This window comes from Pseudomonas alcaligenes, from assembly GCF_041729615.1.
Classification (GTDB): Bacteria; Pseudomonadota; Gammaproteobacteria; order Pseudomonadales; family Pseudomonadaceae; genus Aquipseudomonas; species Aquipseudomonas alcaligenes_B.
Map to the genome: position 1 here is coordinate 2,609,315 of NZ_CP154874.1, position 22,114 is coordinate 2,631,428.

At 69.4% G+C, this 22,114-nt stretch carries 28 protein-coding genes; 16 read left to right on the forward strand and 12 right to left on the reverse strand.

Annotated elements, in window-relative coordinates:
* Positions 1 to 6: 6 nt before the first annotated feature.
* Positions 7 to 1,254: a diaminopimelate decarboxylase gene (lysA, locus tag AAG092_RS12700; RefSeq protein WP_373386968.1), complete on the reverse strand. Its 1,248-nt coding sequence runs from the start codon at positions 1,252 to 1,254 to the stop codon at positions 7 to 9.
* A 9-nt stretch (positions 1,255 to 1,263) separates the two neighbouring features.
* The gene (locus AAG092_RS12705) at positions 1,264 to 1,401 is read right to left on the reverse strand and encodes a lipoprotein (protein ID WP_021700061.1); all 138 of its coding nucleotides are present in this window, start codon (positions 1,399 to 1,401) and stop codon (positions 1,264 to 1,266) included.
* 165 nt (positions 1,402 to 1,566) lie between these two features.
* Between AAG092_RS12705 and AAG092_RS12710 the strand changes: the two genes are divergently transcribed.
* The 4 genes from AAG092_RS12710 to rnk all read left to right on the forward strand — a co-directional run bounded on the left by AAG092_RS12710 (position 1,567) and on the right by rnk (position 3,661).
* Positions 1,567 to 2,619: an AraC family transcriptional regulator gene (locus AAG092_RS12710; RefSeq protein ID WP_373386969.1), complete on the forward strand. Its 1,053-nt coding sequence runs from the start codon at positions 1,567 to 1,569 to the stop codon at positions 2,617 to 2,619.
* 10 nt (positions 2,620 to 2,629) lie between these two features.
* Complete coding sequence (gene cyaY, locus AAG092_RS12715; protein WP_110682796.1) at positions 2,630 to 2,962, forward strand: iron donor protein CyaY; 333 nt, start codon at positions 2,630 to 2,632, stop codon at positions 2,960 to 2,962.
* Complete coding sequence (locus tag AAG092_RS12720) at positions 2,934 to 3,134, forward strand: DUF1289 domain-containing protein (protein WP_373386970.1); 201 nt, start codon at positions 2,934 to 2,936, stop codon at positions 3,132 to 3,134. The genes cyaY and AAG092_RS12720 overlap by 29 nt, the downstream gene beginning before the upstream one ends.
* 119 nt (positions 3,135 to 3,253) lie before the next feature.
* Positions 3,254 to 3,661: a nucleoside diphosphate kinase regulator gene (gene rnk / locus AAG092_RS12725; RefSeq protein WP_110682798.1), complete on the forward strand. Its 408-nt coding sequence runs from the start codon at positions 3,254 to 3,256 to the stop codon at positions 3,659 to 3,661.
* Between the two features lie 4 nt (positions 3,662 to 3,665).
* On the opposite strand, the gene AAG092_RS12730 is transcribed toward rnk, so the two are convergent.
* On the reverse strand, positions 3,666 to 3,893 hold the full coding sequence (locus AAG092_RS12730) for a hypothetical protein (RefSeq protein WP_373386971.1): 228 nt from the start codon (positions 3,891 to 3,893) through the stop codon (positions 3,666 to 3,668).
* A gap of 2 nt (positions 3,894 to 3,895) precedes the next feature.
* Positions 3,896 to 4,084, reverse strand: a complete 189-nt coding sequence (locus AAG092_RS12735; protein WP_110682800.1) for a hypothetical protein — start codon at positions 4,082 to 4,084, stop codon at positions 3,896 to 3,898.
* A gap of 186 nt (positions 4,085 to 4,270) precedes the next feature.
* Here AAG092_RS12735 and AAG092_RS12740 point away from each other — a divergent pair, with 186 nt between their 5' ends.
* On the forward strand, positions 4,271 to 5,071 hold the full coding sequence (locus AAG092_RS12740; protein WP_373386972.1) for a lipase family protein: 801 nt from the start codon (positions 4,271 to 4,273) through the stop codon (positions 5,069 to 5,071).
* A gap of 15 nt (positions 5,072 to 5,086) precedes the next feature.
* Here the strand turns inward: AAG092_RS12740 and AAG092_RS12745 are convergent, their stop codons facing one another.
* The 3 genes from AAG092_RS12745 to AAG092_RS12755 form a co-directional block, all read right to left on the reverse strand.
* Positions 5,087 to 7,948, reverse strand: coding sequence for a class I adenylate cyclase (locus AAG092_RS12745; RefSeq protein ID WP_373386973.1), 2,862 nt, complete (start codon positions 7,946 to 7,948; stop codon positions 5,087 to 5,089).
* 133 nt (positions 7,949 to 8,081) lie between these two features.
* Positions 8,082 to 8,330, reverse strand: coding sequence for a TIGR02647 family protein (locus AAG092_RS12750; protein WP_373386974.1), 249 nt, complete (start codon positions 8,328 to 8,330; stop codon positions 8,082 to 8,084).
* A gap of 78 nt (positions 8,331 to 8,408) precedes the next feature.
* The gene (locus AAG092_RS12755; protein WP_373386975.1) at positions 8,409 to 8,684 is read right to left on the reverse strand and encodes a hypothetical protein; all 276 of its coding nucleotides are present in this window, start codon (positions 8,682 to 8,684) and stop codon (positions 8,409 to 8,411) included.
* A gap of 130 nt (positions 8,685 to 8,814) precedes the next feature.
* Here AAG092_RS12755 and AAG092_RS12760 point away from each other — a divergent pair, with 130 nt between their 5' ends.
* Positions 8,815 to 9,474, forward strand: a complete 660-nt coding sequence (locus tag AAG092_RS12760) for a glutathione S-transferase family protein (protein WP_373386976.1) — start codon at positions 8,815 to 8,817, stop codon at positions 9,472 to 9,474.
* Positions 9,475 to 9,592: 118 nt separating this feature from the next.
* On the opposite strand, the gene AAG092_RS12765 is transcribed toward AAG092_RS12760, so the two are convergent.
* From AAG092_RS12765 to argH, 3 genes are read right to left on the reverse strand one after another with little or no spacing between them, the layout of a single operon-like run.
* Positions 9,593 to 10,072: an N-acetyltransferase family protein gene (locus AAG092_RS12765; RefSeq protein ID WP_373386977.1), complete on the reverse strand. Its 480-nt coding sequence runs from the start codon at positions 10,070 to 10,072 to the stop codon at positions 9,593 to 9,595.
* A 19-nt stretch (positions 10,073 to 10,091) separates the two neighbouring features.
* Positions 10,092 to 10,334 carry a hypothetical protein gene (locus tag AAG092_RS12770; RefSeq protein WP_373386978.1) on the reverse strand — a complete coding sequence of 81 codons (243 nt, stop codon included), beginning with the start codon at positions 10,332 to 10,334 and terminating at the stop codon, positions 10,092 to 10,094.
* Positions 10,335 to 10,361: 27 nt separating this feature from the next.
* A complete protein-coding gene (gene argH, locus AAG092_RS12775) occupies positions 10,362 to 11,756 on the reverse strand; it encodes an argininosuccinate lyase (protein ID WP_373386979.1) in 1,395 nt (464 codons plus the stop codon).
* A gap of 205 nt (positions 11,757 to 11,961) precedes the next feature.
* Here argH and AAG092_RS12780 point away from each other — a divergent pair, with 205 nt between their 5' ends.
* The 9 genes from AAG092_RS12780 to rsd all read left to right on the forward strand — a co-directional run bounded on the left by AAG092_RS12780 (position 11,962) and on the right by rsd (position 19,792).
* Positions 11,962 to 13,044: a sensor histidine kinase gene (locus AAG092_RS12780; RefSeq protein ID WP_373386980.1), complete on the forward strand. Its 1,083-nt coding sequence runs from the start codon at positions 11,962 to 11,964 to the stop codon at positions 13,042 to 13,044.
* Positions 13,041 to 13,790 (forward strand): LytR/AlgR family response regulator transcription factor, encoded by a 750-nt coding sequence (locus AAG092_RS12785; protein WP_373386981.1) that lies wholly within the window; start codon positions 13,041 to 13,043, stop codon positions 13,788 to 13,790. The genes AAG092_RS12780 and AAG092_RS12785 overlap by 4 nt, the downstream gene beginning before the upstream one ends.
* Positions 13,791 to 13,883: 93 nt before the next feature.
* Entirely contained in the window at positions 13,884 to 14,816 is a 933-nt protein-coding gene (hemC, locus tag AAG092_RS12790) for a hydroxymethylbilane synthase (protein WP_373386982.1), read from the forward strand.
* On the forward strand, positions 14,813 to 15,595 hold the full coding sequence (locus AAG092_RS12795; RefSeq protein ID WP_373386983.1) for a uroporphyrinogen-III synthase: 783 nt from the start codon (positions 14,813 to 14,815) through the stop codon (positions 15,593 to 15,595). The genes hemC and AAG092_RS12795 overlap by 4 nt, the downstream gene beginning before the upstream one ends.
* A gap of 18 nt (positions 15,596 to 15,613) precedes the next feature.
* Positions 15,614 to 16,714, forward strand: coding sequence for a uroporphyrinogen-III C-methyltransferase (locus AAG092_RS12800; protein WP_373386984.1), 1,101 nt, complete (start codon positions 15,614 to 15,616; stop codon positions 16,712 to 16,714).
* Positions 16,711 to 17,943 (forward strand): heme biosynthesis protein HemY, encoded by a 1,233-nt coding sequence (locus tag AAG092_RS12805; protein WP_373386985.1) that lies wholly within the window; start codon positions 16,711 to 16,713, stop codon positions 17,941 to 17,943. Before AAG092_RS12800 ends, AAG092_RS12805 begins: the two co-directional genes overlap by 4 nt.
* A gap of 102 nt (positions 17,944 to 18,045) precedes the next feature.
* A complete protein-coding gene (locus AAG092_RS12810) occupies positions 18,046 to 18,543 on the forward strand; it encodes a disulfide bond formation protein B (protein ID WP_110682815.1) in 498 nt (165 codons plus the stop codon).
* 72 nt (positions 18,544 to 18,615) lie between these two features.
* Positions 18,616 to 19,143, forward strand: a complete 528-nt coding sequence (locus tag AAG092_RS12815) for a DUF3833 domain-containing protein (protein WP_110682816.1) — start codon at positions 18,616 to 18,618, stop codon at positions 19,141 to 19,143.
* Positions 19,144 to 19,315: 172 nt separating this feature from the next.
* Entirely contained in the window at positions 19,316 to 19,792 is a 477-nt protein-coding gene (gene rsd / locus AAG092_RS12820) for a sigma D regulator (protein WP_110682817.1), read from the forward strand.
* 51 nt (positions 19,793 to 19,843) lie between these two features.
* Here rsd and AAG092_RS12825 read toward each other — a convergent pair whose 3' ends face one another.
* A complete protein-coding gene (locus AAG092_RS12825) occupies positions 19,844 to 20,482 on the reverse strand; it encodes an FKBP-type peptidyl-prolyl cis-trans isomerase (RefSeq protein ID WP_373386986.1) in 639 nt (212 codons plus the stop codon).
* Between the two features lie 115 nt (positions 20,483 to 20,597).
* Between AAG092_RS12825 and AAG092_RS12830 the strand changes: the two genes are divergently transcribed.
* The gene (locus tag AAG092_RS12830; protein WP_373386987.1) at positions 20,598 to 21,650 is read left to right on the forward strand and encodes an AlgP family protein; all 1,053 of its coding nucleotides are present in this window, start codon (positions 20,598 to 20,600) and stop codon (positions 21,648 to 21,650) included.
* On the opposite strand, the gene AAG092_RS12835 is transcribed toward AAG092_RS12830, so the two are convergent.
* Positions 21,647 to 22,090 carry a TIGR02444 family protein gene (locus AAG092_RS12835; protein WP_373386988.1) on the reverse strand — a complete coding sequence of 148 codons (444 nt, stop codon included), beginning with the start codon at positions 22,088 to 22,090 and terminating at the stop codon, positions 21,647 to 21,649. The genes AAG092_RS12830 and AAG092_RS12835 overlap by 4 nt on opposite strands.
* Positions 22,091 to 22,114 lie beyond the last annotated feature (24 nt).

The following is a 22,114-nucleotide window of genomic DNA, read 5'->3' on the forward strand; positions in this document are numbered from 1 at the left end:
GCGCCCTCACTGCGGCAGCAGGCTTTCGCCGGCGTAGAGTTCGGCGAGGGTCTCGCGGCGACGCACCTCGAAGGCCTGCTCACCGTCCACCAGCACCTCGGCGGCGCGGCCGCGGGTGTTGTAGTTGGAACTCATGACGAAGCCGTAGGCGCCGGCCGAGCGCACGGCCAGCAGGTCGCCTTCGGCCAGCACCAGCTCGCGGCCCTTGGCCAGGAAGTCGCCGGTCTCGCAGATCGGCCCGACCAGGTCGTAGTTGCGCGCCTCGCCGTCACGCGGCTGCACCGGGGTGACGTCCATCCAGGCCTGGTACAGGGCCGGGCGGATCAGGTCGTTCATCGCCGCGTCGACGATGGCGAAGTCCTTGTGCGCGGTGTGCTTGAGGTATTCCACGCGGGTCAGCAGCACGCCGGCGTTGGCCACGATGGAACGGCCCGGCTCGAACACCAGGGCCAGCTCGCGACCCTTGAGGTGCTCGCGTACGGCGGCGATGTAGTCGCCGGCCAGCGGCGGCTGCTCGTCGCGGTACTGCACGCCGAGGCCGCCACCGAGGTCCAGGTGCTGGATCTGGATGCCTTGCGCGGCCAGCTGGTCGACCAGTGCCAGCAGGCGCTCCAGGGCGTCGAGGAAGGGCGGCAGGCTGGTCAGCTGCGAACCGATGTGGCAGTCCACGCCGACGATGCGCAGGTTCGCCAGTTCGGCGGCGCGGGCATACACGGCCGGGGCCTGCTCGATGTCGATGCCGAACTTGTTTTCTTTCAGGCCGGTGGAGATGTACGGGTGGGTGCCGGCGTCCACGTCCGGGTTGACCCGCAGCGAGATGCTGGCGGTCTTGCCCAGTTCGGCGGCCACCAGCTGCAGGCGCTCCAGCTCGTCCACCGATTCGACGTTGAAGCAGTGCACGCCCACTTCGAGGGCACGGCGCATGTCGTCGCGGGTCTTGCCGACGCCGGAGAAGACGATCTTGCTCGGCTCGCCACCGGCGGCCAGCACACGCTCCAGTTCGCCGCGGGAGACGATGTCGAAGCCGGCGCCGAGGCGCGTCAGGACGTTCAGCACGCCCAGGTTGGAGTTGGCCTTGACCGCGAAGCACACCAGGTGCGGCATGCCTGCCAGGGCATCGGCATAGGCGCGGTACTGCGCCTCGATGTGGGCGCGGGAGTAGACGTAGGTGGGCGTGCCGAAGCGTTCGGCGATGGCGGACAGGGCCACGCCCTCCGCGAACAGTTGCCCGTCGCGGCTGGTAAAGGCTTGCATGGAACCCCCTTAGAGGAAGACGTCTTTGTCGCGTTCTTTGACGGTCTTGTCGTCGTCGGGCAGGTACAGCGGGCCTTTCTGGCCACAGCCGGCGAGGGCGGCGGTGAACACGGCGAGCGCGATGAAGGGCAGCAGCAGGCGCTTCATGGTGGAGTCCTTTGCAAAATCGTGAATGGCCCGGAGTATACCCACCCCCCGGCCCCTTGCCTATGCACGCCTGGCGGGGGCTGCGCCCCTTGTCGTGGCGCGTTCGGCTTGCCCGTGCCGGCCGGTTTGCGGCTAGCATGGCGGCTAAAAAATCACGGAGTCGCGATGGAAGTCCCCGTTCCCGCCGCCAGCTCGGTCTCGGTCGCCTACCTGCAGGGCCTGCTCGACTACCTGGAACGCCAGGGCTTCGCCAGCGCCGAGCTGCTGGCCAAGGTGCAGCTGAACCCGGTGATCCTCGCTCAGCGCGACCAGCGCATCGCCGTCAGCACCTACCTGGAGCTGCTCGGCGAGGGCGTGCGCCTGACCGGCGACGCCAACCTCGGCCTGCACCTGGGCGAGGCCATGCGCCCCGGCTACTACGGGGTGCTCGGCTACCTGATCATGAGCTGCGCGACCCTGGCCGATGCCCTGCATCGCCAGGCCCGCTATGCCGCGCTGGTGGGCAACCTGGGCCGCGTCGACCTCGACGAGGAGCCGCCGCGTGAGGGGCTGGAGCCGCAGGTGGCGCACAGCTGGGAGCCGCTGATCCACCAGCAGCAGCGCCAGCACAGCGAGGAGACGCTGGCCGGCTGGCTGACTTTCGGGCGCTGGATCACCGGTCTGCAGATCTCGCCCACCGAAGTGCGCTTCCAGCATCCGGCGCCGGCCGATACCAGCGAGCACCGGCGCATCTTCGGTTGCCCGGTGCTGTTCGGTCAGGCCGACAACGCCCTGGTGTTTCCCAAGCGCCTGCTGAGCACCCCGCTGGGCCAGGCCGATGCCCAGCTGCGCCAGCTGCTCGACGCCCACGCCGACCGCCTGCTCGGCCAGCTCAACCAGGGCCACAGCGTGCTCGATCGCGCCCGCCGCGAACTGGCGCGCCAGCTGCCGGAGCAGGGCGCCGACCTCGAGCTGCTGGCGCACAGCCTGCAGCTCAGTGCGCGCACCCTGCAACGGCGCCTGCGCGAGGCCGGGCTGTCGTTTAGCGAGCTGCTCGACGAGACCCGTCAGCAACTGGTGCTGCACTACCTGCGCGACCCGGCGCTGGAGCTGGCGGAGATCGCCTTCCTGGTCGGCTTCAGCGAGGCCGGCTCGCTGGCCCGCGCGTTCCGCCGCTGGACCGGGCAGAGTCCCGGCGCCTACCGACAAAGTCTGCTAGATTCCGCCTCCCAATCCTGAGGACGTTGTAATGAGTTTGAGCGAAGCCCGTTTCCATGACCTGGTCGATGCCGCCCAGCAGGCCGTGGAGGACATATTCGATGACAGCGACCTGGACCTCGATCTGGAGAACAGCGGTGGTGTGCTGACCGTGCGCTTCGAGAATGGCAGCCAGGTGATCCTCAGCCGCCAGGAGCCGCTGCGCCAGCTGTGGGTGGCGGCGCGCTCCGGCGGCTTCCACTTCGACTACGACGAGGAGCAGGGCCTGTGGATCTGCGACACCAGTGAGGAACCGCTGGGCGAGCTGCTGACCCGGGTGACCCGCGAGCAGGCCGGTGAAGAGCTCGAGTTCGACGAACTCTGAGGCCGTCGCCTCGCCCTGCCGCCGGCAGTGCTGCCTGGACGAGCATGACGTCTGCCTGGGCTGTGGCCGCTGCCTGAGCGAGATCCTCGAGTGGGGCAAGGCGGACGGCGCCCGGCGCCGCGAGATCTGCCAGGCTGCGCAGCGCCGCCTGCGCCCGTCGCCGTTCGGTTGACCGGGCGGTCTTGCTTATTACTGGGCTTGTGGTAGCTTCCCCGGAACTGACCAACCGATCAAAACCCTGCCTCCGGGCGGGGTTTTGCTTTATCTGGCCCAAGGAGAGTCCCCGCCACCATGAGCAGCACCCCCGCCATCACCATCACCCGTCTCGACCTGCAGCGCCTGGAGCGTCTGCTCGACAGCCTGGAGGACTTCGGCCCGACCGCCGAGGCGCTGGAGAGGGAGCTGGCGCGCGCCCAGGTGGTGGGCCACGACGAGGTGCCGGCCGGGGTGGTGACCATGAATTCGCGGGTGCACTGTCGTGAGGAAGGCAGCGGCAAGGACTACCACCTGACCCTGGTGTTCCCCGAGGATGCCGGCGGCGAGGGCAAGGTATCGATCCTCGCCCCGGTCGGCTGTGCCCTGCTCGGTCTCTCCGTCGGCCAGCAGATCGACTGGCCGGGCCCGGCCGGCAAGCCACTCAAGCTCACCCTGCTGGCCGTCGAGTACCAGCCCGAGGCTGCTGGCGCCTACCAGCGCTGAGCCGCTACGCCAGCCGGAAGCGCCCGGGCAGCGGCGCGCGCTTGCGGCATGGCGGCGCGTCGCTGTACCGGCGCATCTCGTCCAGCTCCAGGCTGCGCGCCATGTTCTGGTTGCATTCGATGGTGCGGGCGATGCCGCCACCGCTGACCTGGCCCTGGCCGAGCAGCGCCGGCCCGTTGAGCAGCGCCAGCAGCAGGGAGAGCAGCAGCGCCCTGGGAGCCGACAGCTGCATGTTCAGCCCCCCACCCGGATGGCGGCGAGCAGGTTGCGCAGGGTCTGCACCGGGTCCGGCGTGGCCTGCGCTTCCAGCAGGGCGGCGCTGCTGCCCAGGCCCAGGGCCAGGACCAGACTGCCGGCGATGACCAGCAGGCCGAGGCCGGCGAGGGCGCCGCTGTCTGCGTGCGGGGGAATGAGTCTGCTCATGGTGCCGTTCCCGAGAAGTTGCTGGAGTGGCGCCAGCTTTACTCAGGATGATTCGATTGAATAATGGTCCTGCTTCGTATCAACTATCAGGGAAATTGATGGTTGTGCGGCCGCGGTGGAACTCCAGCGGCAGTGCCCGGTCACTGGGCTAGAGTGTTTTGACCCATCACCGGCAAGGAGGCCGCCATGTCCAGCCTGCCCCTGTACTTCCCCCAGGGTTTCTCCCTCGACCGCGCCCTGACCTGCGCCAATCTGCTAGTACAGGCCTATGCCCAGTACGGCCAGTGGCAGGCCCAGGGGCGGCCGCACCGGCCCCAGGATTTTCACTGGAGCCCGCCGCAGCTGCGTGGCTGGCGCTTCTCCGCGCCGATCTGGAGCATTCTCAGCGAGCTGCGCTTTCTCAACGAGTCGGAGCCCTTCGGCTTCGCCGCCGCCAACGACCAGGGCGAGACCTACCTGGTGCTGCGCGGCACCGAGTCGGCCCAGGACTGGCTGGACGACCTCGATCTGGCGCAGGCGCCCTGGCCCTGGGGCATTGGCCAGGGCCAGGTGCATGCCGGTTTCCTCAAGCTCTATGGTTCGTTGCGCGATCTGGCCCTGGCGGCGCTGGACAGCCTGCAGCCGAGCGGACCGCTGTGGGTCTGCGGGCACAGCCTGGGCAGCGCGCTGTCCAGCCTGGCGCTGCTCGACCTGCGCGAGCGCTGGCCGGACCAGGCCCTGCAGCACTACAACTTCGCCAGCCCGCGCCTGGCCGCGCCGGACTTCGCCGCGGCCTACAACGCCCTGGGGGTGCCGACCTTCCGCCTGGTCAACGACAGCGACCTGGTGCCCCAGATGCCGCCGGCGGTGAGCGCCGACCTGCTGTATCAGCACCTGGGCCTGGCCGTGACCTTCACCGCCAGCTACGCCGGGGTCGCCGCCAACCACAGCATGAGCGACTGCTACCTGTATGCGCTGAGCAACCCGCAGGCGCCGATGCGTGGCTGAGCCGGCGCCTGGCCTTCAGGCGTTCTGCAGGGCCCGGTTCAGCGCCGTTTCCAGCTCGGCCTTGTAGCGCAGGTAGTGGATGGTCTGCGCCTGGCCCTCGCCGAGGATGCGCGACAGATCGAGGTCGGTGATGTAGCAGGGGTAGCGTTCCGCGCCGCGGCGCTGGGCCAGGATATGCCGGGCCACGGCGGCGAACAGCTCGGCGCCGTACTCCAGCTCGGAGAACTCGCGGTGGTTGCAGTACAGGGTGACGTGCACCCGCCCGCCCTCCGCCGGCTCGATGATCGCCTGCACGTCGTAGAAGGAGTGGGCCACCGGTGCCTGCGGCGGCGCGCGCCGCTCCAGATGCCGGGCGCGCTGCGGCGGCGCCGGCAGCACCTCGTAGTAGAGCAGTTCCAGGGCCGCCGGCGGCAGCGGGCTGTCCAGCGGCAGCAGGGCGTTGCGGCGGTACAGCACCGACTGCAGGAAGCGCTGCAGCGGGGTCAGCAGGCTCTGTTCGTCGCGGAACGGCAGGCGCTGGCGCCACAGCGCGTTGTACTCGTCGAGCACGGTCAGCTCGGCCTGGGCGCCGTCGATACGGTAGAACACCTGGATGCACTCGGGGCGGCCCAGCGGCAGGATCAGTGCCAGGTCCTCGCCTTCCAGGGCGAAGCGATCCAGGTGCAGCGGGCTGTAGGCCGACTGCTCCTCGCCCAGGTGCTCGACCAGGCTGGGCAGATCGGCCAGGGTGGCGTGGCTGACCTGGCCCGGCTGCAGTTCCAGCACGTGGTAGTGCTGCTGCACCTGCAGCAGGAAGCGGCTGCCGGCGGCGCCGGTGAGGCTGGCCAGGGTGTCGCGGAACAGCTCCTCGACGCGCTGGGCGATGGCCTGCGCACGGTTGCGGCAGAAGCAGCGCACCTGCAGGCGCGGCCGGCGCCCGCTGGCCGGCAGGGCGTTGAGGTAGTCGCGCAGGCAGTCGAGCAGGGCGTGCGGGCCGTCGTAGCGGGCCACCATCAGCTCGTTCCAGCTGTTCAGGCTGACCTGGTCGAGGGTCAGCACCAGGTTCTCGCGCACCCCGGAATAGCCCAGCGAGTCGGTGCGCCCGGTGGTCAGGTGGACGTTGAGCTGGCTGTGCGCCTTGAGCGGGTCGACGCCGACGTTGACCAGCAGCAGCACTTCGGCCGGCTCGGCGGCGTGCAGCAGGGCGTCCTCGTCCACCGCCGGCAGCGGCAGCGGTACCGTCTGCTGCAGGCTGGCGAGCAGGCTGGACAGCTCGAACTCGGTCAGGTCGCTGCTGCCGGGATGCAGCGACAGGCGCGTGCTGGGGTCGATCACGCCGTTGCGGTGGCACCAGGCGAGTAGCTCGATCAGCTGGCGGGCGCGCTTGAGCGGGGCGAAATCGGGCCACTCCTGGCCATTCAGGCTGCCGTGGTAGAGCGCCCACTGCACCTCGTCAGCGGCCTCCGGGCTGGGGCTCTGCACCAGGGTCAGGGTGTCCTCGGCCAAGTCCGGGGCGATGCCGGGGTTGATGAACTCGATCTTGCCGGCCTTGCGCTCGAAGGCGGCGTACAGGCGCCGGCCGAGCACGCCGAGGTCGCGGCTGTTGAGCGGTATGGCGGTCTGCTCGCTGCGGGCGAACTGCGAGAGGAAGCGGTAGCTGTAGGTCAGCTCGTTGACCAGGGCGCGGCGCTCGGCGCTGACCTGGCGCACCTTCCACTGGCTGCGGCTGTCGAGCAGGGCCAGCTCGCGCGGGCTCCACCGCCACTCCGCGGTGAGGCGCTCGAACAGCAGGCGCTGCCAGCTCTTGGCGCGCTGCCGCGGCGGCACGCTGAGCTTCTTGCCGACCTTGAGGTAGAGGCAACGGCGGATCAGCTCCAGGCGTTCCAGCTCGCCGCGCTCGGTGAGGTATTCCTCCAGGCGGCGGTACACCACGATGTAGGGGTCGAGTTCGTCCAGCTCCAGGCGGTTGGCATACACCGCCTGCTTGAAGCGCAGGCTCAGGCACTCCACCCGCGGGTGCTCGCTGGCATAGACCTCGGTGAGCAGCAGCTTGAGCACCGACTTGTAGGGCGAGTCGATGCCCTTGAACAGCTGCCACATGCCGGCGCCGATGAACTCGCCGGGCGGGATGCGCGCCAGGTGGCCGAGGTCCAGCACCTCCTCGGCGCGCACGAAACGCTTGCTCAGCAGGGCATGGGTGTAGCCGCGGTAGTTGGCTTCCTCGTACACCGGCACCAGCCACCACAGCGGGGTGCGTCCGCCGAGCCAGATGGCGGTGCGGTAGAACTCGTCGAGCAGCAGGTAGTGCTGGGTGGTACCGCAGTCGTCGGAGGTCAGCTGCGCCTCGCGGTCGCCGGAGGTGAAGCGCGCCGGGTCGATCAGGAAGCAGTGCACCTCGGCGCCCTGGGTGGCGGCCCAGGCCTCTAGGTGGTCGCACTTGCGGCGCAGCTCGGCGAGCGCGCGCTCGGGCAGTTCCGGGTCGTGGCACACCCACAGGTCCATGTCGCTCTGCTCGGCCTGTGCCACGGTGCCCAGGCTGCCCATCAGGAACAGGCCGTGGATGGGTGTCGGCGCCTTGCCGCCGGCGCTGCCGCGGCGCGCCTTGTAGGCGAAGGAGCGGGTCAGGCGCTGGGCCTCGGCGAGCAGTTCGTCGTCCGGCTCGAAGCCGGACAGCCCGGCTGGGGTGCTGGCCGAGACGTAGCCGGGCAGCAGCGGATGGTTCACATGGAACAGCAGCGGCAGCAGCTTGAGCACCAGTTGCTGGCGCGTCGACAGTGCCTGGGTGGCGCGCCCCAGGCGTCCGGCGTTGACCTTGAGGAAGCGCGCGCGCAGCTGCGCCAGGACCTTGCGGTCGATGCCGTCGTTGATGTCCGGACGGATTTCCTGGGTGCGCGTCATGTACTGCTCGTAGCGGTGGTGGCAGCAAGACTACCAGCGCCGGGGGCGCCTGGCAGCCATTCCTGCCAGTGTATCGGCGGCCAGCGGCCGCGGCTGCAGGGGAAACTCCGGGGGCCGCGCCGCCCCCGGTGGTTCAGGCCCGTACCGGGGCGGTGCGGAGGATGGTCAGCAGCGCCTGGGCGTGCTCGGCGGCGTCCAGCCCCAGGCTGGTCAGGTAGCCGCCATCGGCCTGGGTCACCAGGCCCTTCTCGTGCAGGCGGGTGATGGCGGCCTGGGCACGGGACGAGGCGTTGTTGTGCACCTTGAGCCCCTCCTGGTGGTTGTCCAGGTTGTACAGGGCGAGGATTTCCAGTTCGGCGATCAGCTCGGGGGTATAGGCCATGACGACTCCGCATTGTTGTTGTGTGGCGCCGCGCGTGGCGCGCGGCGGGAGGAGGCTGTTGTTCAGTGTAGTCGGCTCTCAGTCCTGTTCCGGCAGCTCCGGCAGGGCGCGCAGGGCCTGTTCGTACCAGGCGGCGTCGAAGGGGCGGTCGTCGCGCAGCATGGCGTCGATCTCGTGGGCCAGGACCAGGGCCATCAGCTCGAGGATCTCCTCGCGTTCGTAGCCGACCAGGGTCAGCTTGTTGTAGACCGCCTTGGCCGCCGGCGGGTTGTCCGCCTCCAGCTGGTTCTCGATGGCCTGGATCAGGGTCTGTTCGGCGAAGGCTTCTTCGTCCTGGTCGTCGTGTTCGCTCATGGCGGCTCCTCGGTGGCAGGCCTGCAGTGTGCCACGGCCAGGCCGCGGCCGGGGCATTCAGCCGCCTGATGGAGCTTCACCGCGGCTGCCGGCAGGCTATAACTGGGTTTTCCCTGCCTGGTATCAACCCATGCTCAGACTTCACGGATTCGCCGTCAGCAACTACTACAACATGGTGCACCTGGCCCTGCTGGAAAAGGGCCTGGCCTTCGACACGGTCAAGGCATACGCCAGCCAGGAGCCGCAGTTCCTGGCCATCAGCCCGCGCGGCAAGGTGCCGGTGCTGCAGACCGAGCACGGCTACCTCAGCGAGACCGGGGCCATCCTCGACTACCTGGAGGACCTCGGCCAGGGGCGCCCGCTGCTGCCGGCCGAGCCGTTCGCCCGCGCCCAGGTGCGCGCCCTGGCCAGAGAGATTGAGCTGTACATCGAGTTGCCGGCGCGCAGCTGCTACGCCGAGGCGTTCTTCCGCACGCCGGTGGAGGCGGCGATCAAGGACAAGGCGCGGGCCGAACTGCAGGCCGGCATCGCCGCGCTCAAGCGCCACGGTCGCTTCGCCCCCTATGTGGCTGGCGAGCAGTTCAGCCTGGCCGACCTGTATTTCCTCTACAGCATCGACCTGGCCGAGGTGGTGGCGCAGAAGGTGCTGGGCTTCGACCTGCTGCAGGACTTCCCCGCCGCCCGCGCGCTGCTGCAGAAGCTGCAGGACAACCCCCATGTGCAGCTGATCGCCGCGCAGAAGGAGTCCGGCATGGCCGAGTTCATGGCCTATATCAAGAGCAAGGCGTGAGGCTCAGAGCCTGCCGGCGATCTCGCGAGCGGGAGCCGGACGAGGGGCGAGGGCGCGAGCGCCCGAGGCCCTTTGCCAGCCAAGCATGGCCGCCGCGCAGCAGGTCCGCGGCAGGTACTTAGCCGGCGGCGAAGTCGAGCAGGGCCTGGCCGGTCAGGCGGTAGGAAATCCAGTCGTCCTTGGGGCGGGCGCCGAAGGATTCGTAGAACTCGATGGCCGGCGTGTTCCAGTCCAGCACGGCCCACTCCAGGCGTCCGCAGCCCCTGGCCACGGCCAGTTGCGCCAGATGCTGCAGCAGCGCCTTGCCGGCGCCGAGCTTGCGGTATTCGGGGGATACGTAGAGGTCTTCCAGATAGATGCCGTGCTTGCCCAGCCAAGTCGAGTAGCTGAAGAAGTACACGGCAAAACCGATCGCCACGCCATCCTGCTCGCAGATCAGCGCGTGGGTGGTCGAGCCCTCGCCGAACAGGCTGTCGCGAATGCCGGCGACGTCGGTCTGCACCTCGTGCTCGGCCTTCTCGTAAATGGCCAGGTCGGTGATGAAGCGCAGGATCAGCGCGGCGTCGTCGGCGCTGGCGGTACGGATATGCAGGCTCATGCGAATACTCTCGAAGTGGTTAGCCGTAGAGGAGAACCAGTACAGCCAGTGGCAGGGCAACCAGGCAGAGGACGCCGAAGGCCGCGATCCAGTTGCCGCGTGGGCTCTCCGGATCGATCTGGCGCAGTGGCAGGCGCGGATAGCGCCCCAGCGTCAGCAGGCGCAACAGCAGCCAGCCGGCACTGTAGAAGAAGTAGCTGAAGATCAGCTCCAGAGTGGCCTCGCCGAGGAACAGCAGGCCACGTAGAAACAGCTCAAGCATGGGAAGTCCTTTTCCCTTGGCGGGCGATCAGCGCTTCGCCAGCAGTTCCCTGCCGCGGGCCACGGCGGCACGTACCTGATTCGGCGCGGTGCCGCCGATATGGTCACGGGCGTTGACCGAGCCTTCCAGGGTCAGCACGGCGAACACGTCGTCGCCGATCTGGTCGCTGAACTGGCGCAGTTCGTCCAGGCTCATCTCGGCCAGGTCCTTGCCGCTCTGCACGCCGTACTTCACCGCATGGCCGACGATCTCATGGCAGTCGCGGAAGGGCAGGCCCTTGCGTACCAGGTAGTCGGCCAGGTCGGTGGCGGTGGAGAAGCCGCGGCGGGCCGCCTCGCGCATGATCTCGCGCTTGGGCTTGATCGCCGGGACCATGTCGGCGAAGGCACGCAGCGAGTCGCGCAGGGTGTCGGCGGCGTCGAACAGCGGCTCCTTGTCCTCCTGGTTGTCCTTGTTGTAGGCCAGCGGCTGGCCCTTCATCAGGGTCAGCAGGCCGGTCAGGGCGCCGAACACGCGGCCGCTCTTGCCACGCACCAGCTCGGGCACGTCGGGGTTCTTCTTCTGCGGCATGATCGAGGAGCCGGTGCAGAAACGGTCCGGCAGGTCGATGAACTGGAACTGCGCGCTGGTCCACAGCACCAGCTCTTCGGAGAAGCGCGATAGGTGCATCATCGCCAGGGATGCGGCGGCGCAGAATTCGATGGCGAAGTCGCGATCCGACACGCCGTCCAGCGAGTTGCCGCCAACGGCGTCGAAACCCAGCAGTTCGGCGGTGATCTCGCGGGCGATCGGGTAGGTGGTGCCGGCCAGCGCGGCCGAGCCCAGCGGCATGCGGTTGACCCGCTTGCGGCAGTCGACCAGGCGCTCGTAATCGCGCGACAGCATCTCGAACCAGGCCAGCAGGTGGTGGCCGAAGGTCACCGGCTGGGCGGTCTGCAGGTGGGTGAAGCCGGGCATGATGGTGTCGGCCTCGGCCTCGGCCAGACCCAGCAGGCCCTGCTGCAGGCGAGTGATCTCGGCGAGGATGATGTCGATCTCGTCGCGCAGCCACAGGCGGATGTCGGTGGCCACCTGGTCGTTGCGCGAACGGCCGGTGTGCAGCTTCTTGCCGGTGATGCCGATGCGGTCGGTCAGGCGTGCCTCGATATTCATGTGCACGTCTTCCAGGTCGACGCGCCAGTCGAACTGGCCGGCCTCGATCTCGGCCTGGATCTGCTTGAGGCCCGCCTCGATGGCGTCGCGCTCCTCCGCAGTCAGCACGCCGACCTTGGCCAGCATGGTGGCGTGGGCGATGGAGCCCATGATGTCGTGGCGATACAGGCGCTTGTCGAAGTCGACGGAGGCGGTGAAGCGGGCGACGAAGGCGTCGACGGGCTCGCTGAAGCGGCCGCCCCAGGACTGGTTGGTTTTATCGCTGCTCATGGCTGGACTCGTGGCAGGGCAGGCGCGGGCCTGCGGATCGGACAAAGTGTGCCGATAATAACAGCCTTGCCGGGAAAACCGAGGCCGCGCCGATCTGCAGGGCGCGTCACAGTTTTCCACGGTCGTCGGCAGCTGGGGCCCTCTTTTGGCCCGGCTGGAACGCTCTGGCTTGCCGCCCGGGTGCGCACGCGAGGAAACTGCGCGGATGAAAATCCACTGGTTCAACAAGGGGCGCACCCTGGCCCCGGACGACGATTTCTTCCTCCCGGAACTGTGCGAGCCCGAGGCCCTGCTCAGCATGGTGCTGCTGGCCGAGCTGCTGGTGCTGGTGCTGGTGCTGGCCGAGCCGATGCTGCCGGGCTTCAACTGGGTGCGCCTGGCGCTGACCTCGCTGTTCGTGCAGTGGATAGTGCTGCTCTCCGCTGCCCTGCTGTGCCGCCTGCGCCCGCTGCTGGCGCGCCTGCGCGCGGCGCTGGCCGGCAGCCTGTGCTGCGCCCTGGTGGTGGGCCTGACCCTAGTCTGCACGGCGGTGGCCGACTTCTACGAGCTGGGCGGGATGCTGCCGCGCGACGGCGAGGTCAACCTGTACCTGCGCCATGCGCTGATCAGCCTGATCATGTCCGGCCTGCTGCTGCGCTACTTCTACCTGCAGAGCCAGTGGCGCCGCCAGCAGCAGGCCGAGCTGAAGGCACGCATCGAGTCGCTGCAGGCGCGCATCCGCCCGCACTTCCTGTTTAACAGCCTGAACAGCATCGCCAGCCTGGTGGCGGTCGACCCGCACAAGGCCGAGCAGGCGGTGCTCGACCTCTCCGACCTGTTCCGCGCCAGCCTGGCCCGGCCTGGCACCCTGGTGTCCTGGGGCGAGGAGCTGGAGCTGGCCAAGCGTTATCTGTCGATCGAGCACTATCGGCTCGGCGACCGGCTACAGTTGGATTGGCAGGTGGAGAATGTGCCGGCGGATCTGCCGATCCCCCAGCTGACCTTGCAACCGCTGCTGGAGAATGCCCTGATCTACGGCATCCAGCCGCGCATCGAGGGCGGCCTGGTACGGATCGAGGCGGACTACCGGGACGGGGTGTTCCAGCTCTGCGTGAGCAACCCCTTCCAGGAAGTCGCCGAGCAGCAACCGTCGCGCGGGACCCACCAGGCCCTGGTGAATATCGACGCGCGCCTGGCGGCACTTTTCGGCCCCGGTGCCAGTCTCAGCGTGGATCGCCGTGACGGGCGCCACTTCACCTGTCTACGCTATCCTTGTTCGAGACTCATGCAGGAAGCCCGAGCAATATGAATGTGCTGATCGTCGATGACGAACCCCTTGCCCGCGAGCGCCTGACCCGCATGGTCGGCGAACTCGAGGGTTATCGTGTCCTCGAGCCCTCGGCCAGCAACGGCGAGGAGGCGCTGGCGCTGATCGACAGCCTGCGCCCGGACGTGGTCCTTCTGGATATCCGCATGCCCGGCCTCGACGGCCTGCAGGTGGCGGCCAGGCTGTGCGAGCGCGAGGCGCCGCCAGCTGTGATCTTCTGTACCGCCCACGACGAGTTCGCCCTGGAGGCCTTCGACGTCAGCGCCGTCGGCTACCTGGTCAAGCCGGTGCGCCCGGAGGCCCTGGCCGCCGCCCTGAAGAAGGCCGAGCGGCCTAACCGCGTGCAGCTGGCCGCGTTGACCCGTCCGGCTGCCGGCGGCAATGGCGCCGGCCCGCGCAGCCATATCAGCGCGCGCACCCGCAAGGGCATCGAGCTGATTCCGCTGGAGCAGGTGATTTTCTTCATCGCCGACCACAAGTACGTGACCCTGCGCCACGAGGGTGGCGAGGTGCTGCTGGACGAGCCGCTGAAGGCGCTGGAGGACGAGTTCGGCGAGCGCTTCGTGCGCATCCACCGCAACGCCCTGGTCGCCCGCGAGCGCATCGAGCGCCTGCAGCGCACGCCGCTGGGGCACTTCCAGCTCTACCTCAAGGGCCTGGGGGCGGATGCCCTGACCGTCAGCCGCCGTCACGTGGCCGGCGTGCGCAAGCTGATGCACAACCTCTGAGCCCGGCGGCGGACGTCCTGCGACGATTCCGCCTGCGGGCGTGCGCCGACCATCCTGTTATCATCCCCGGCAGTCCGTTTTCTGGAATTGCCCATGTCCCGCGAAATCCGCATCGCCACCCGTAAGAGCGCCCTGGCCCTGTGGCAGGCCGAGTACGTCAAGGCCCGCCTGGAGCAGGCTCACCCCGGGCTCAAGGTCAGCCTGGTGCCCATGGTCAGTCGTGGCGACAAGCTGCTCGACGCGCCGCTGGCGAAGATCGGCGGCAAGGGCCTGTTCGTCAAGGAACTGGAAACCGCCCTGCTGGAGAACGACGCCGATATCGCCGTGCACTCCATGAAGGACGTGCCGATGGACTTCCCCGCGGGGCTCGGCTTGTTCTGCATCTGCGAGCGCGAAGACCCGCGCGACGCCTTCGTCTCCAATACCTATGACAGCCTCGACGCGCTGCCCCCCGGCAGCGTGGTCGGCACCTCCAGCCTGCGTCGCCAGGCCCAGCTGCTGGCGCGCCGCCCGGACCTGAAGATCCACTTCCTGCGCGGCAACGTGAACACCCGCCTGGCCAAGCTGGACGCCGGCGAGTACGACTCCATCATCCTCGCCGCTGCCGGCCTGATCCGCCTCGGCTTCGAGGCGCGCATCCGCGCCTCGATCAGCGTCGACGACAGCCTGCCGGCCGGCGGCCAGGGCGCCGTGGGCATCGAGTGCCGCAGCGCCGATGCCGAGATCCATGCCCTGCTGGCGCCGCTGCACCACGCCGAGACGGCCGCGCGGGTCACCGCCGAGCGCGCGCTGAACAAGCGCCTGAACGGCGGCTGCCAGGTGCCGATCGCCTGCTATGCCCTGCGCGAAGGCGAGCAGCTGTGGCTGCGCGGCCTGGTCGGCCAGCCCGACGGCGGCCTGCTGCTGCGCGCCGAGGGCCGCGGCAGCGACGCCGAGGCGCTCGGCGTGCAGGTGGCCGAGCAGCTGCTGGCGCAGGGCGCCGAGGCCATTCTCAAGGCGGTCTACGGCGAGGCCGCCCCCGAGTGACGGGCTGGCGCCTGCTGCTGACCCGCCCGGCCGCCGAGTGCGCGGCCCTGGCCGCCACCCTGGCCGAGGCCGGGGTGTTCAGTTGCAGCCTGCCACTGCTGGAGACCGAGGCGCTGGCCGAGACGCCCGAGCAGCGCGCCACCATCCTCGGCCTGCAGCGCTACTGCGCGGTCATAGTGGTGAGCAAGCCGGCCGCGCGCCTGGGCCTGGCCCTGCTCGACCGTCACTGGTCGCAGCCGCCGGCGGGGCCGCGCTGGTTCAGCGTCGGTGCCGCCACCGCGCAGCTGCTCGATGATTACCTGCGGCCGCATGGCCTGGGCGCCTGCTGCCCGAGCCAGGGCGACGACAGCGAGGCCCTGCTGGCCCTGCCCGAGCTCGACCAGGCCCTGCGCGTGGCCAACCCGCGGGTGCTGCTGATGCGTGGCGAGGGCGGCCGCGAGCTGATCGCCGAGACCCTGCGTGCGCGCGGCGTGGCGGTGGACTATCTGCCACTCTACCGGCGTCTGTGTCCTCAATACCCCAGCGGCACCTTGCCGCAGCTGGTGGCGGCGCAGCGCCTCAACGCCCTGCTGGTGAGCAGTGCCCAGGGCCTGGACAACCTGCGCCAGCAGGCCGCCGCTGCCTGGACGGAGCTGGCTCGGCTACCCTTGCTGGTGCCTAGCCCGCGGGTGGCCGAACTGGCCCGCGCGGCCGGCGCCCGGCAGGTCATCGATTGTCGCGGCGCCAGTGCCGCGGCCGTTCTGGCGGCCCTGCGCGCCCATCCGGCGCCGGCCCACTGACTCGAAGGAAAAGGACTCGTGAGCGAAACAGCCCCGCAGATCAGCGAACCGACCCCGCAACCCGCCGCCGAGCAACCGCCCGTGGCCAAGGCCAAGGGGCGTGGTCCGGCCTGGCTGGCGCTGCTGGTCGGCTTGGCCGGCCTCGGCGCCGGCGCCTGGAGCGCCTGGCAGCTGCACCAGCAGCAGGGCCAGGCAGCGGCGCAGCTGGCGCAGTTCCAGCAGGTCGGCGAGGCGGCCCAGGCGCGTCTCCAGGCCAGCGAGGAGCATGTCGCCAAGCGCCTGGCCGGCCTGCCCACGGCGGACGAGCTGGCCACCCAGCGCGACCTGCTGGTGAGCCTGCAGGGTGAGCAGCAGCGCCTGGCGCAGAGCCTCTCCGGCGTGCTCGGCAAGAGCCGCGAGGACTGGCGCCTGGCCGAGGCCGAGCACCTGCTGCGCCTGGCCATGCTGCGCCTCTCCGCGCTGCAGGACGTGGACAGCGCCATCGCCCTGGTGCAGGGCGCCGACGACATCCTGCGGGCGCAGAACGACCCGCAGGCCTTCGCCGCCCGTGGCGAACTGATCAAGGTGCTGGAGGCGCTGCGCAGCCTGCCGCAGGTCGACCGCAGCGGCCTGTTCCTGCAGCTGGCCGCCCTGCGCGAGCAGGTGGCCGGGCTGCAGCTGCTGGCCCCCGAGTACATTGTCCCGGCCGAGGTGCCGAGCAGTGTCACGGTCAGCGACAGCAGCCGCTGGCAGGCGCTGTGGGAGCAGCTGTCGCGCTATGTGCGCATCGACCTGCACGCCGACCAGGACGTGCGCCCGCAGCTGGCCGGGCAGAGCCTGGCGCAGGTGCGCCTGACCCTGGCGCTGGCCCTCGAGCAGGCCCAGTGGGGCGCGCTGAATGGCGAGCCGGAAGTCTACCGCCAGGCCCTGGCCGCCGCTGCCGAGGTGCTGGATACCTACTTCGACCGCGACAACCAGGCCGTGCAGGCCCTGCGCAAGCGCGTCGACGAGCTGGCCGGGCAGTCGGTGGTGGCCGGCGTGCCCCCGCTGGACGATGCGCTGAACACCCTGCAGGCCTACCTCAAGCGTCGCGAGGCCGCCGAGCTGCTGCCCGAGGCGGTCGAGGAGGACGGCCAATGATCCGCGCCGTCCTGCTCCTGCTGCTGGTGGTGGCCGGTTCCACCGCGCTGGGCCTGGCCATCGCCGAACACAGCGGCTACGTGCTGATCGCCTGGAAGGGCCTGCGCTACGAGTCCAGCCTGTGGGTCTTCCTGCTCCTGCTGCTGCTGGCCTGGCTGCTGCTGCGCGGCCTGCGCGGGCTGATCCGGCTGGGCCTGGTGTCCGGCGGCCTGCTCAATCCCTGGTCGCGCCGCCAGCGTGGGCGGCGCCAGCAGCTGGCCGCCGACAAGGGCCTGCTGGACCTGATCGAGGGGCGCTGGGAGCGCGCCGTGCGCCATCTCTCCCTCGCTGCCGAAGGTGAGCGCCAGCCGTTGATGTACTACCTGGGCGCCGCCCGCGCCGCCCACAAGCTGGGGCGCATGGAGCAGAGCGAGGCACTGCTCGAGCAGGCCCTGCGCCGCCAGCCCCAGGCCGAGCTGGCGATCGCCCTGACGCATGCCGAGCTGCAGCGCGAGCAGGGTGACCTGGACGGCGCGCTGAACACCCTGCAGGCCATGCGCGAGCGGCACACACAGCATCACCAGGTGCTCGAGCAGCTGCAGCGCACCCTGGTCGAGCGGGGCGACTGGGCGGCGCTGCTGGAGTTGCTGCCGGAGCTGCGCAAGGGCAAGGTGCTGCAGGGGGAGGCGCTGGTCGAGCTGGAGCGCCGGGTATGGATCGCCCGCCTGCAGGCCGCCGGCGAGCAGGGCCTGGACCAGGGCGAGGCGGCCCTGCAGCCGCTCACCGGCGCCTGGCAGCAGCTCTCCGCAGCGCAGCGCCAGGATCCCGAGCTGCTGCTGGCCTACGCCGGCCAGCTGCGCGCCCTGGGCGCCCAGGAAGAGGCCGAGGAGGTGCTGCGCAAGGCTCTCAAACAGGGCTACGACGGCCGCCTGGTGCGCCTCTACGGCCAGTTGCGCGGGCGCGATCCGGCGCGCCAGCTGCAGACTGCCGAAGCGTTGCTCAAGCAGCAGCCGCAGGACCCGCTGCTGCTGCTCAGCCTGGGCCGCCTGTGCCTGATCAACGGCCTGTGGGGCAAGGCCCGCGAGTATTTCGAGATCAGCCTGGAGTTTTCCCGCAGCGCCGAGACCTGCGCCGAACTGGCGCGCCTGCTGGCCAGCCAGGGCGACGTCGCGCGCAGCAACCAGCTGCTGCAGGAAACGCTGGCCCTGCAGGGGCGCTCCCTGCCCGAGCTGCCGCAACCCTCGGCCTGACGTGCGGCGCCCTGTCGCTGACGGGGCGTCCGCCTGTGCCTTGAAAGGCCGTTCGGCTTTCCTCTACCGTAGGCGCCTTTCCCGCCCTGCATCGGAGTTCCCATGGCGCTGGCCAATCCGCGTTCGCTGTTCCTGCTGGCCTTCCTCGGCTGCCTGGCCCTGATGGGCGGGGCGCTCTACCTGGAGCATGCGGTCGGCCTCAACCCCTGCCCGATGTGCATCGTGCAGCGGGTCTTCGTGATCCTCTTCGCTCTGGTCTGCCTGGTCGCCGCCATCCATGGCCCGCAGCGTCTCGGCCAGCGCATCTATGCCGGGCTGGCGCTGCTGTTTGCCGCCGGCGGCGCCGGCACTGCGGCGCGCCAGGTGTGGCTGCAGAGCGTGCCGGCCGACCAGCTGGAGGCCTGCCTGCCGAGCCTGGAATTCATGATGGAGGCCCTGCCGCTGCAGGAAATCGTGCGCCTGGTGTTCCATGGCACCGCCGACTGCGCCGAGGTGAGCTGGACCCTGTTCGGCCTCAGCGTGCCGGAGTGGAGCCTGCTGGCCTTCATCGGCATGATCCTGTTCGCCCTGTTCCAGCTGCTGCGGCGCAACAGCCTGTAACGCCCCCGGTTTGCCGCCGCCGCGATCGCGCGCGATAGTTCTGCGCTCACGATCGCGCCGCGGAGGAATGCCATGCGTCTCGTCCTGCTCTGCCTGCTGCTGCTCGGGCTCACCGCCTGCAGCGGCCCGGATATCCGCCAGTACGCCAGCGAACAGCCGCGCCTCGAACTGTCCGACTACCTGAATGGCGAACTGGAAGCCTGGGGCATGTTTCAGAACCGCTCCGGCGAGGTGGTCAAGCGTTTCCATGTGGCCATGACCGGCACCTGGCAGGGCGATGTCGGGACCCTCGACGAACGCTTCACCTACAGCGATGGCACTACCGAACGGCGGGTCTGGACCCTGCGCCGCCAGGCCGACGGCAGCTGGCGCGGCACGGCCGCCGACGTGGTCGGCGAGGCCGTCGGAGAGGTGGCCGGCAACGCCCTGCACTGGCGCTACCAGCTGCGCCTGAAGGTGGACGGCGAGGAGTACCTGGTCGACTTCGACGACTGGATGTTCCTCATGGACCAGCGTGTCATGCTCAACCGGGCGCGCATGAGCAAGTGGGGCGTCGAGCTGGGGCAGGTGACCCTGAGCTTCTACAAGCCCGCGCCATGAGAGGTGCAGATTTCCCGCACGGGGTGACTTGATGCCCGCGTCGAGTGGGCATACTCTGGCCCTACGTCTCGCCATAAAACCGGCGAGGCGTTCCCCGGGAATTCGCGAGCTGACAATAAAATGTCTCGGGGCTGGCGTATTCAGCATTCACCAGTAGGGAAGTGAGGACATCATGCTCGAGAGCTGCCAGAACGCCCAGGAACGCTGGGGCGGAGTACACCAGCTGATCGACCGCTGGCTGCAGGAGCGTCATGAGCTGGTCGGCGCCTTCGGTGCGCTGTGCGACAAGCCGCAGGCCCCGGCGGCCAATGCCGCCGATATCCAGCGCTTCTGCGAAATCCTGGTGGACTACGTGTCGGCCGGGCACTTCGAGGTCTACGAGCAGCTCACCGTCGAGGCCAAGGCCTTCGGTGACCAGCGCGGCCTGGAACTGGCCAAGCAGATCTACCCGCGCATCGAGGCCATCACCGAGGTGGCCCTGGCCTTCAACGACCGCTGCGACAACGGCGACTGCCGCGACACCGCCTCGCTCAGCGCCGAGCTGAAGCGACTCGGTCAGCTGCTGCACGAGCGCTTCGAACTGGAAGACTGCCTGATCGAGGTGCTGCACAACGCCCATCAGCAGCAGGCCACCGCGACCCCGCTCTGAGGCGGATGGCGCAATGAAAAGCCGCCCCCGGGGCGGCTTTTTGCTGGGCGCTCAGTCGGCCACTTCCAGCAGCTCGACCTCGAACACCAGAGGTGCATCTGGCGGAATCAGGTCGCCGGCCCCTTCCTCGCCATAAGCCTGGGCGGACGGAATCACCACGCGCCAGCGCGCGCCGGTCGGCATCTGCCGCAGGGCGGTCTGCCAGCCGGGAATCAGCGCGCCGAGACGGAACCACTGCGGCCCCTCGCTCTGGTCGAACAGGCGGCCGTCAGCCAGCTCACCACGGTAGTTCACCCGCACCCGGCTGTTCGCCTCGGGTCTGGCGCCGGTTCCGCCGCGCAGCTCGCGCACCAGCACGCCTCCGGCCAGTTCGCGCACACCGTAGGTGGCCTTCTCTCTGGCCAGGAAGCGTCCCTCGGCCTGCCGTGCCTGTTCCTGGCGGAGGTTGGCGATGCTCGCCTCGTGGTTCTCCAGCAGGGTGTCGATGCGCTGCTCCGGCAGGCGTAGCGGCTGGTCGAGATAGGCCTGGCGCAGGCCGGCGACGAGCTCGTCGATGGGCAGATCGGGCACCTCGGTACGCAAGCGTTCACCCAGCCGTACTCCCAGGCTGTAGGCCAGATCCTCGTACTGCGGCGCCGCCGGCAGCAGGGACGGAAACAGGCACAGCAACAGCAGCGCGTGACGCAACATGGGGAGTTCTCCACGGAATTTGCCGGCGATTATGCCTGCTGCTGGCGCGGGTGCTAGCGACCGGCGAGTCGGGCGTCTAGTATGGGGTGCACCAACGTCCGTTAGGAGGCACGTCATGCCGACCAACAATAAGAAGTCCGTCAGCACCCCTCTGCACCTGCTTCAGCAACTTTCCCACAGCCTGCTCGAACATCTGGAGAAGGCCTGCTCGCAAGCGCTGGTGGATGCCGAACAGCTGCTGACCAAGCTTGAAAAGCAGCGCGGCAAGGCTCAGGAAAAGCTGCATGACACCCGTGCCAAACTGCAGGAGGCGGCCAAGGCCGGCAAGGCCAAGGCCCAGGAAAAAGCCAAGGCCGCGGTCGCCGAACTGGAGGAGCTGCTGGAGGGACTCAAGACCCGCCAGGCCGAGACCCGCGGCTATATCGCGCAACTCAAGCGTGATGCCCAGGAGAGCCTGAAGCTGGCCCAGGGCGTAGGCAAGGTGCGCGAGGCCGCGGCCAAGGCCCTGGACAGCCGCAGCGCGGTCAAGCCCGCGGCCAAGGTCGTGGCCAAGCCGGCCGCGAAGAAGCCTGCCGCCAAACCCGCCAGCAAGGCCGCCGCCAAACCCGCGGCGAAACCCGCAGCGAAGAGTGCTGCCAAGCCGGCTGCCAAGGTTGCGGCGAAACCGGCCGCCAAGCCTGCGGCAAAACCCGCTGCCAAGGCTGCCGCCAAGCCGGCGGTGAAGAAGGCCGCCAGTACCGCCAAGCCGGCGGCCAAGCCTGCCGCAAAACCTGCGGCCAAGGTGGCGGCCAAACCCGCCAGCCAGCCGGCCGCCAAAGCAGCCGCGAAGCCAGCTGCCAAGCCCGCCGCTAAAGCTGCGGCCAAGCCTGCCTCTGCCAAGGCGCCGGCCAAGCCCGCTGCCAAACCCGCGACCAAGGCTGCTGCGAAGCCTGCCGCGAAACCGGCGGTCAAAGCTGCGGCCAAGCCGGCTGTCAAAGCTGTGGCCAAGCCTGCCGCGAAGCCGGCGGCGAAACCCGCAGCCAAGCCGGCGGCGAAGAAGCCGGTTGCTGCCAAACCGGCCGCCAAACCTGCGCCCAAGCCGGCAGCGCCGGCCAGCGCCGCCGCGCCGACTGCGGCCCCGGCCGCTGCTCCGGGCACCGGCAACGGCAGCGCCGCACCCTCCGCCTAAGTCTGGTTGGCCGCGGCGCGCAGCAGTCCGCGCGCGTCGCGGTCGTCCACCAGTTGCTCCAGCCAGGCCACGGCATCCTCCGTGGCCTGCCATTTCTGGCTCGCACCCTCCAGCCGCCTGAGCAGTTCCTGCTCGGCCTCCAACTCCAGCGCCTTGATCTGTTCACGCCGGCGCGCCAGCTGCGGATCGCTCTGCGCCGGTGTCTTCAGGCCTCGGCGCAGTTCGCGCAAGGGCTGCACCACCTGGCGCTGCCAGGGTTCGGCGATGGCGCGCAGCTGGTCGAGGCGCTGTTCGTCGCAGGCCACCCGCCGCCGCTCCAGCCACAGGGCACAGAGCAGCAGGCAGACATCCGCGCCGCCTTCCTGCAGGCGCAGGCACAGCGCTTCCACGCCGGGGCGGGCATAGCAGGCGAGGGCGAAATTCCACAGGTCGGTGGGCATGCGGCGCTCCAGGCGAGGGCAGGG

What these genes read in the sequence shown, in the direction of transcription:
- argH (WP_373386979.1), bottom strand. Translation starts at nt 11,756, where the DNA reads ATGAGCAGCGATAAAACCAACCAGTCCTGGGGCGGCCGCTTCAGCGAG.
- AAG092_RS12785 (WP_373386981.1), top strand. Translation starts at nt 13,041, where the DNA reads ATGAATGTGCTGATCGTCGATGACGAACCCCTTGCCCGCGAGCGCCTG.
- AAG092_RS12750 (WP_373386974.1), bottom strand. Translation starts at nt 8,330, where the DNA reads ATGGCCTATACCCCCGAGCTGATCGCCGAACTGGAAATCCTCGCCCTG.
- AAG092_RS12710 (WP_373386969.1), top strand. Translation starts at nt 1,567, where the DNA reads ATGGAAGTCCCCGTTCCCGCCGCCAGCTCGGTCTCGGTCGCCTACCTG.
- AAG092_RS12705 (WP_021700061.1), bottom strand. Translation starts at nt 1,401, where the DNA reads ATGAAGCGCCTGCTGCTGCCCTTCATCGCGCTCGCCGTGTTCACCGCC.
- AAG092_RS12745 (WP_373386973.1), bottom strand. Translation starts at nt 7,948, where the DNA reads ATGACGCGCACCCAGGAAATCCGTCCGGACATCAACGACGGCATCGAC.
- AAG092_RS12755 (WP_373386975.1), bottom strand. Translation starts at nt 8,684, where the DNA reads ATGAGCGAACACGACGACCAGGACGAAGAAGCCTTCGCCGAACAGACC.
- lysA (WP_373386968.1), bottom strand. Translation starts at nt 1,254, where the DNA reads ATGCAAGCCTTTACCAGCCGCGACGGGCAACTGTTCGCGGAGGGCGTG.
- AAG092_RS12740 (WP_373386972.1), top strand. Translation starts at nt 4,271, where the DNA reads ATGTCCAGCCTGCCCCTGTACTTCCCCCAGGGTTTCTCCCTCGACCGC.
- cyaY (WP_110682796.1), top strand. Translation starts at nt 2,630, where the DNA reads ATGAGTTTGAGCGAAGCCCGTTTCCATGACCTGGTCGATGCCGCCCAG.
- AAG092_RS12730 (WP_373386971.1), bottom strand. Translation starts at nt 3,893, where the DNA reads ATGCAGCTGTCGGCTCCCAGGGCGCTGCTGCTCTCCCTGCTGCTGGCG.
- rsd (WP_110682817.1), top strand. Translation starts at nt 19,316, where the DNA reads ATGCTCGAGAGCTGCCAGAACGCCCAGGAACGCTGGGGCGGAGTACAC.
- AAG092_RS12735 (WP_110682800.1), bottom strand. Translation starts at nt 4,084, where the DNA reads ATGAGCAGACTCATTCCCCCGCACGCAGACAGCGGCGCCCTCGCCGGC.
- AAG092_RS12835 (WP_373386988.1), bottom strand. Translation starts at nt 22,090, where the DNA reads ATGCCCACCGACCTGTGGAATTTCGCCCTCGCCTGCTATGCCCGCCCC.
- AAG092_RS12825 (WP_373386986.1), bottom strand. Translation starts at nt 20,482, where the DNA reads ATGTTGCGTCACGCGCTGCTGTTGCTGTGCCTGTTTCCGTCCCTGCTG.
- hemC (WP_373386982.1), top strand. Translation starts at nt 13,884, where the DNA reads ATGTCCCGCGAAATCCGCATCGCCACCCGTAAGAGCGCCCTGGCCCTG.
- AAG092_RS12765 (WP_373386977.1), bottom strand. Translation starts at nt 10,072, where the DNA reads ATGAGCCTGCATATCCGTACCGCCAGCGCCGACGACGCCGCGCTGATC.
- AAG092_RS12760 (WP_373386976.1), top strand. Translation starts at nt 8,815, where the DNA reads ATGCTCAGACTTCACGGATTCGCCGTCAGCAACTACTACAACATGGTG.
- AAG092_RS12770 (WP_373386978.1), bottom strand. Translation starts at nt 10,334, where the DNA reads ATGCTTGAGCTGTTTCTACGTGGCCTGCTGTTCCTCGGCGAGGCCACT.
- AAG092_RS12810 (WP_110682815.1), top strand. Translation starts at nt 18,046, where the DNA reads ATGGCGCTGGCCAATCCGCGTTCGCTGTTCCTGCTGGCCTTCCTCGGC.
- AAG092_RS12830 (WP_373386987.1), top strand. Translation starts at nt 20,598, where the DNA reads ATGCCGACCAACAATAAGAAGTCCGTCAGCACCCCTCTGCACCTGCTT.
- AAG092_RS12815 (WP_110682816.1), top strand. Translation starts at nt 18,616, where the DNA reads ATGCGTCTCGTCCTGCTCTGCCTGCTGCTGCTCGGGCTCACCGCCTGC.
- AAG092_RS12805 (WP_373386985.1), top strand. Translation starts at nt 16,711, where the DNA reads ATGATCCGCGCCGTCCTGCTCCTGCTGCTGGTGGTGGCCGGTTCCACC.
- AAG092_RS12780 (WP_373386980.1), top strand. Translation starts at nt 11,962, where the DNA reads ATGAAAATCCACTGGTTCAACAAGGGGCGCACCCTGGCCCCGGACGAC.
- rnk (WP_110682798.1), top strand. Translation starts at nt 3,254, where the DNA reads ATGAGCAGCACCCCCGCCATCACCATCACCCGTCTCGACCTGCAGCGC.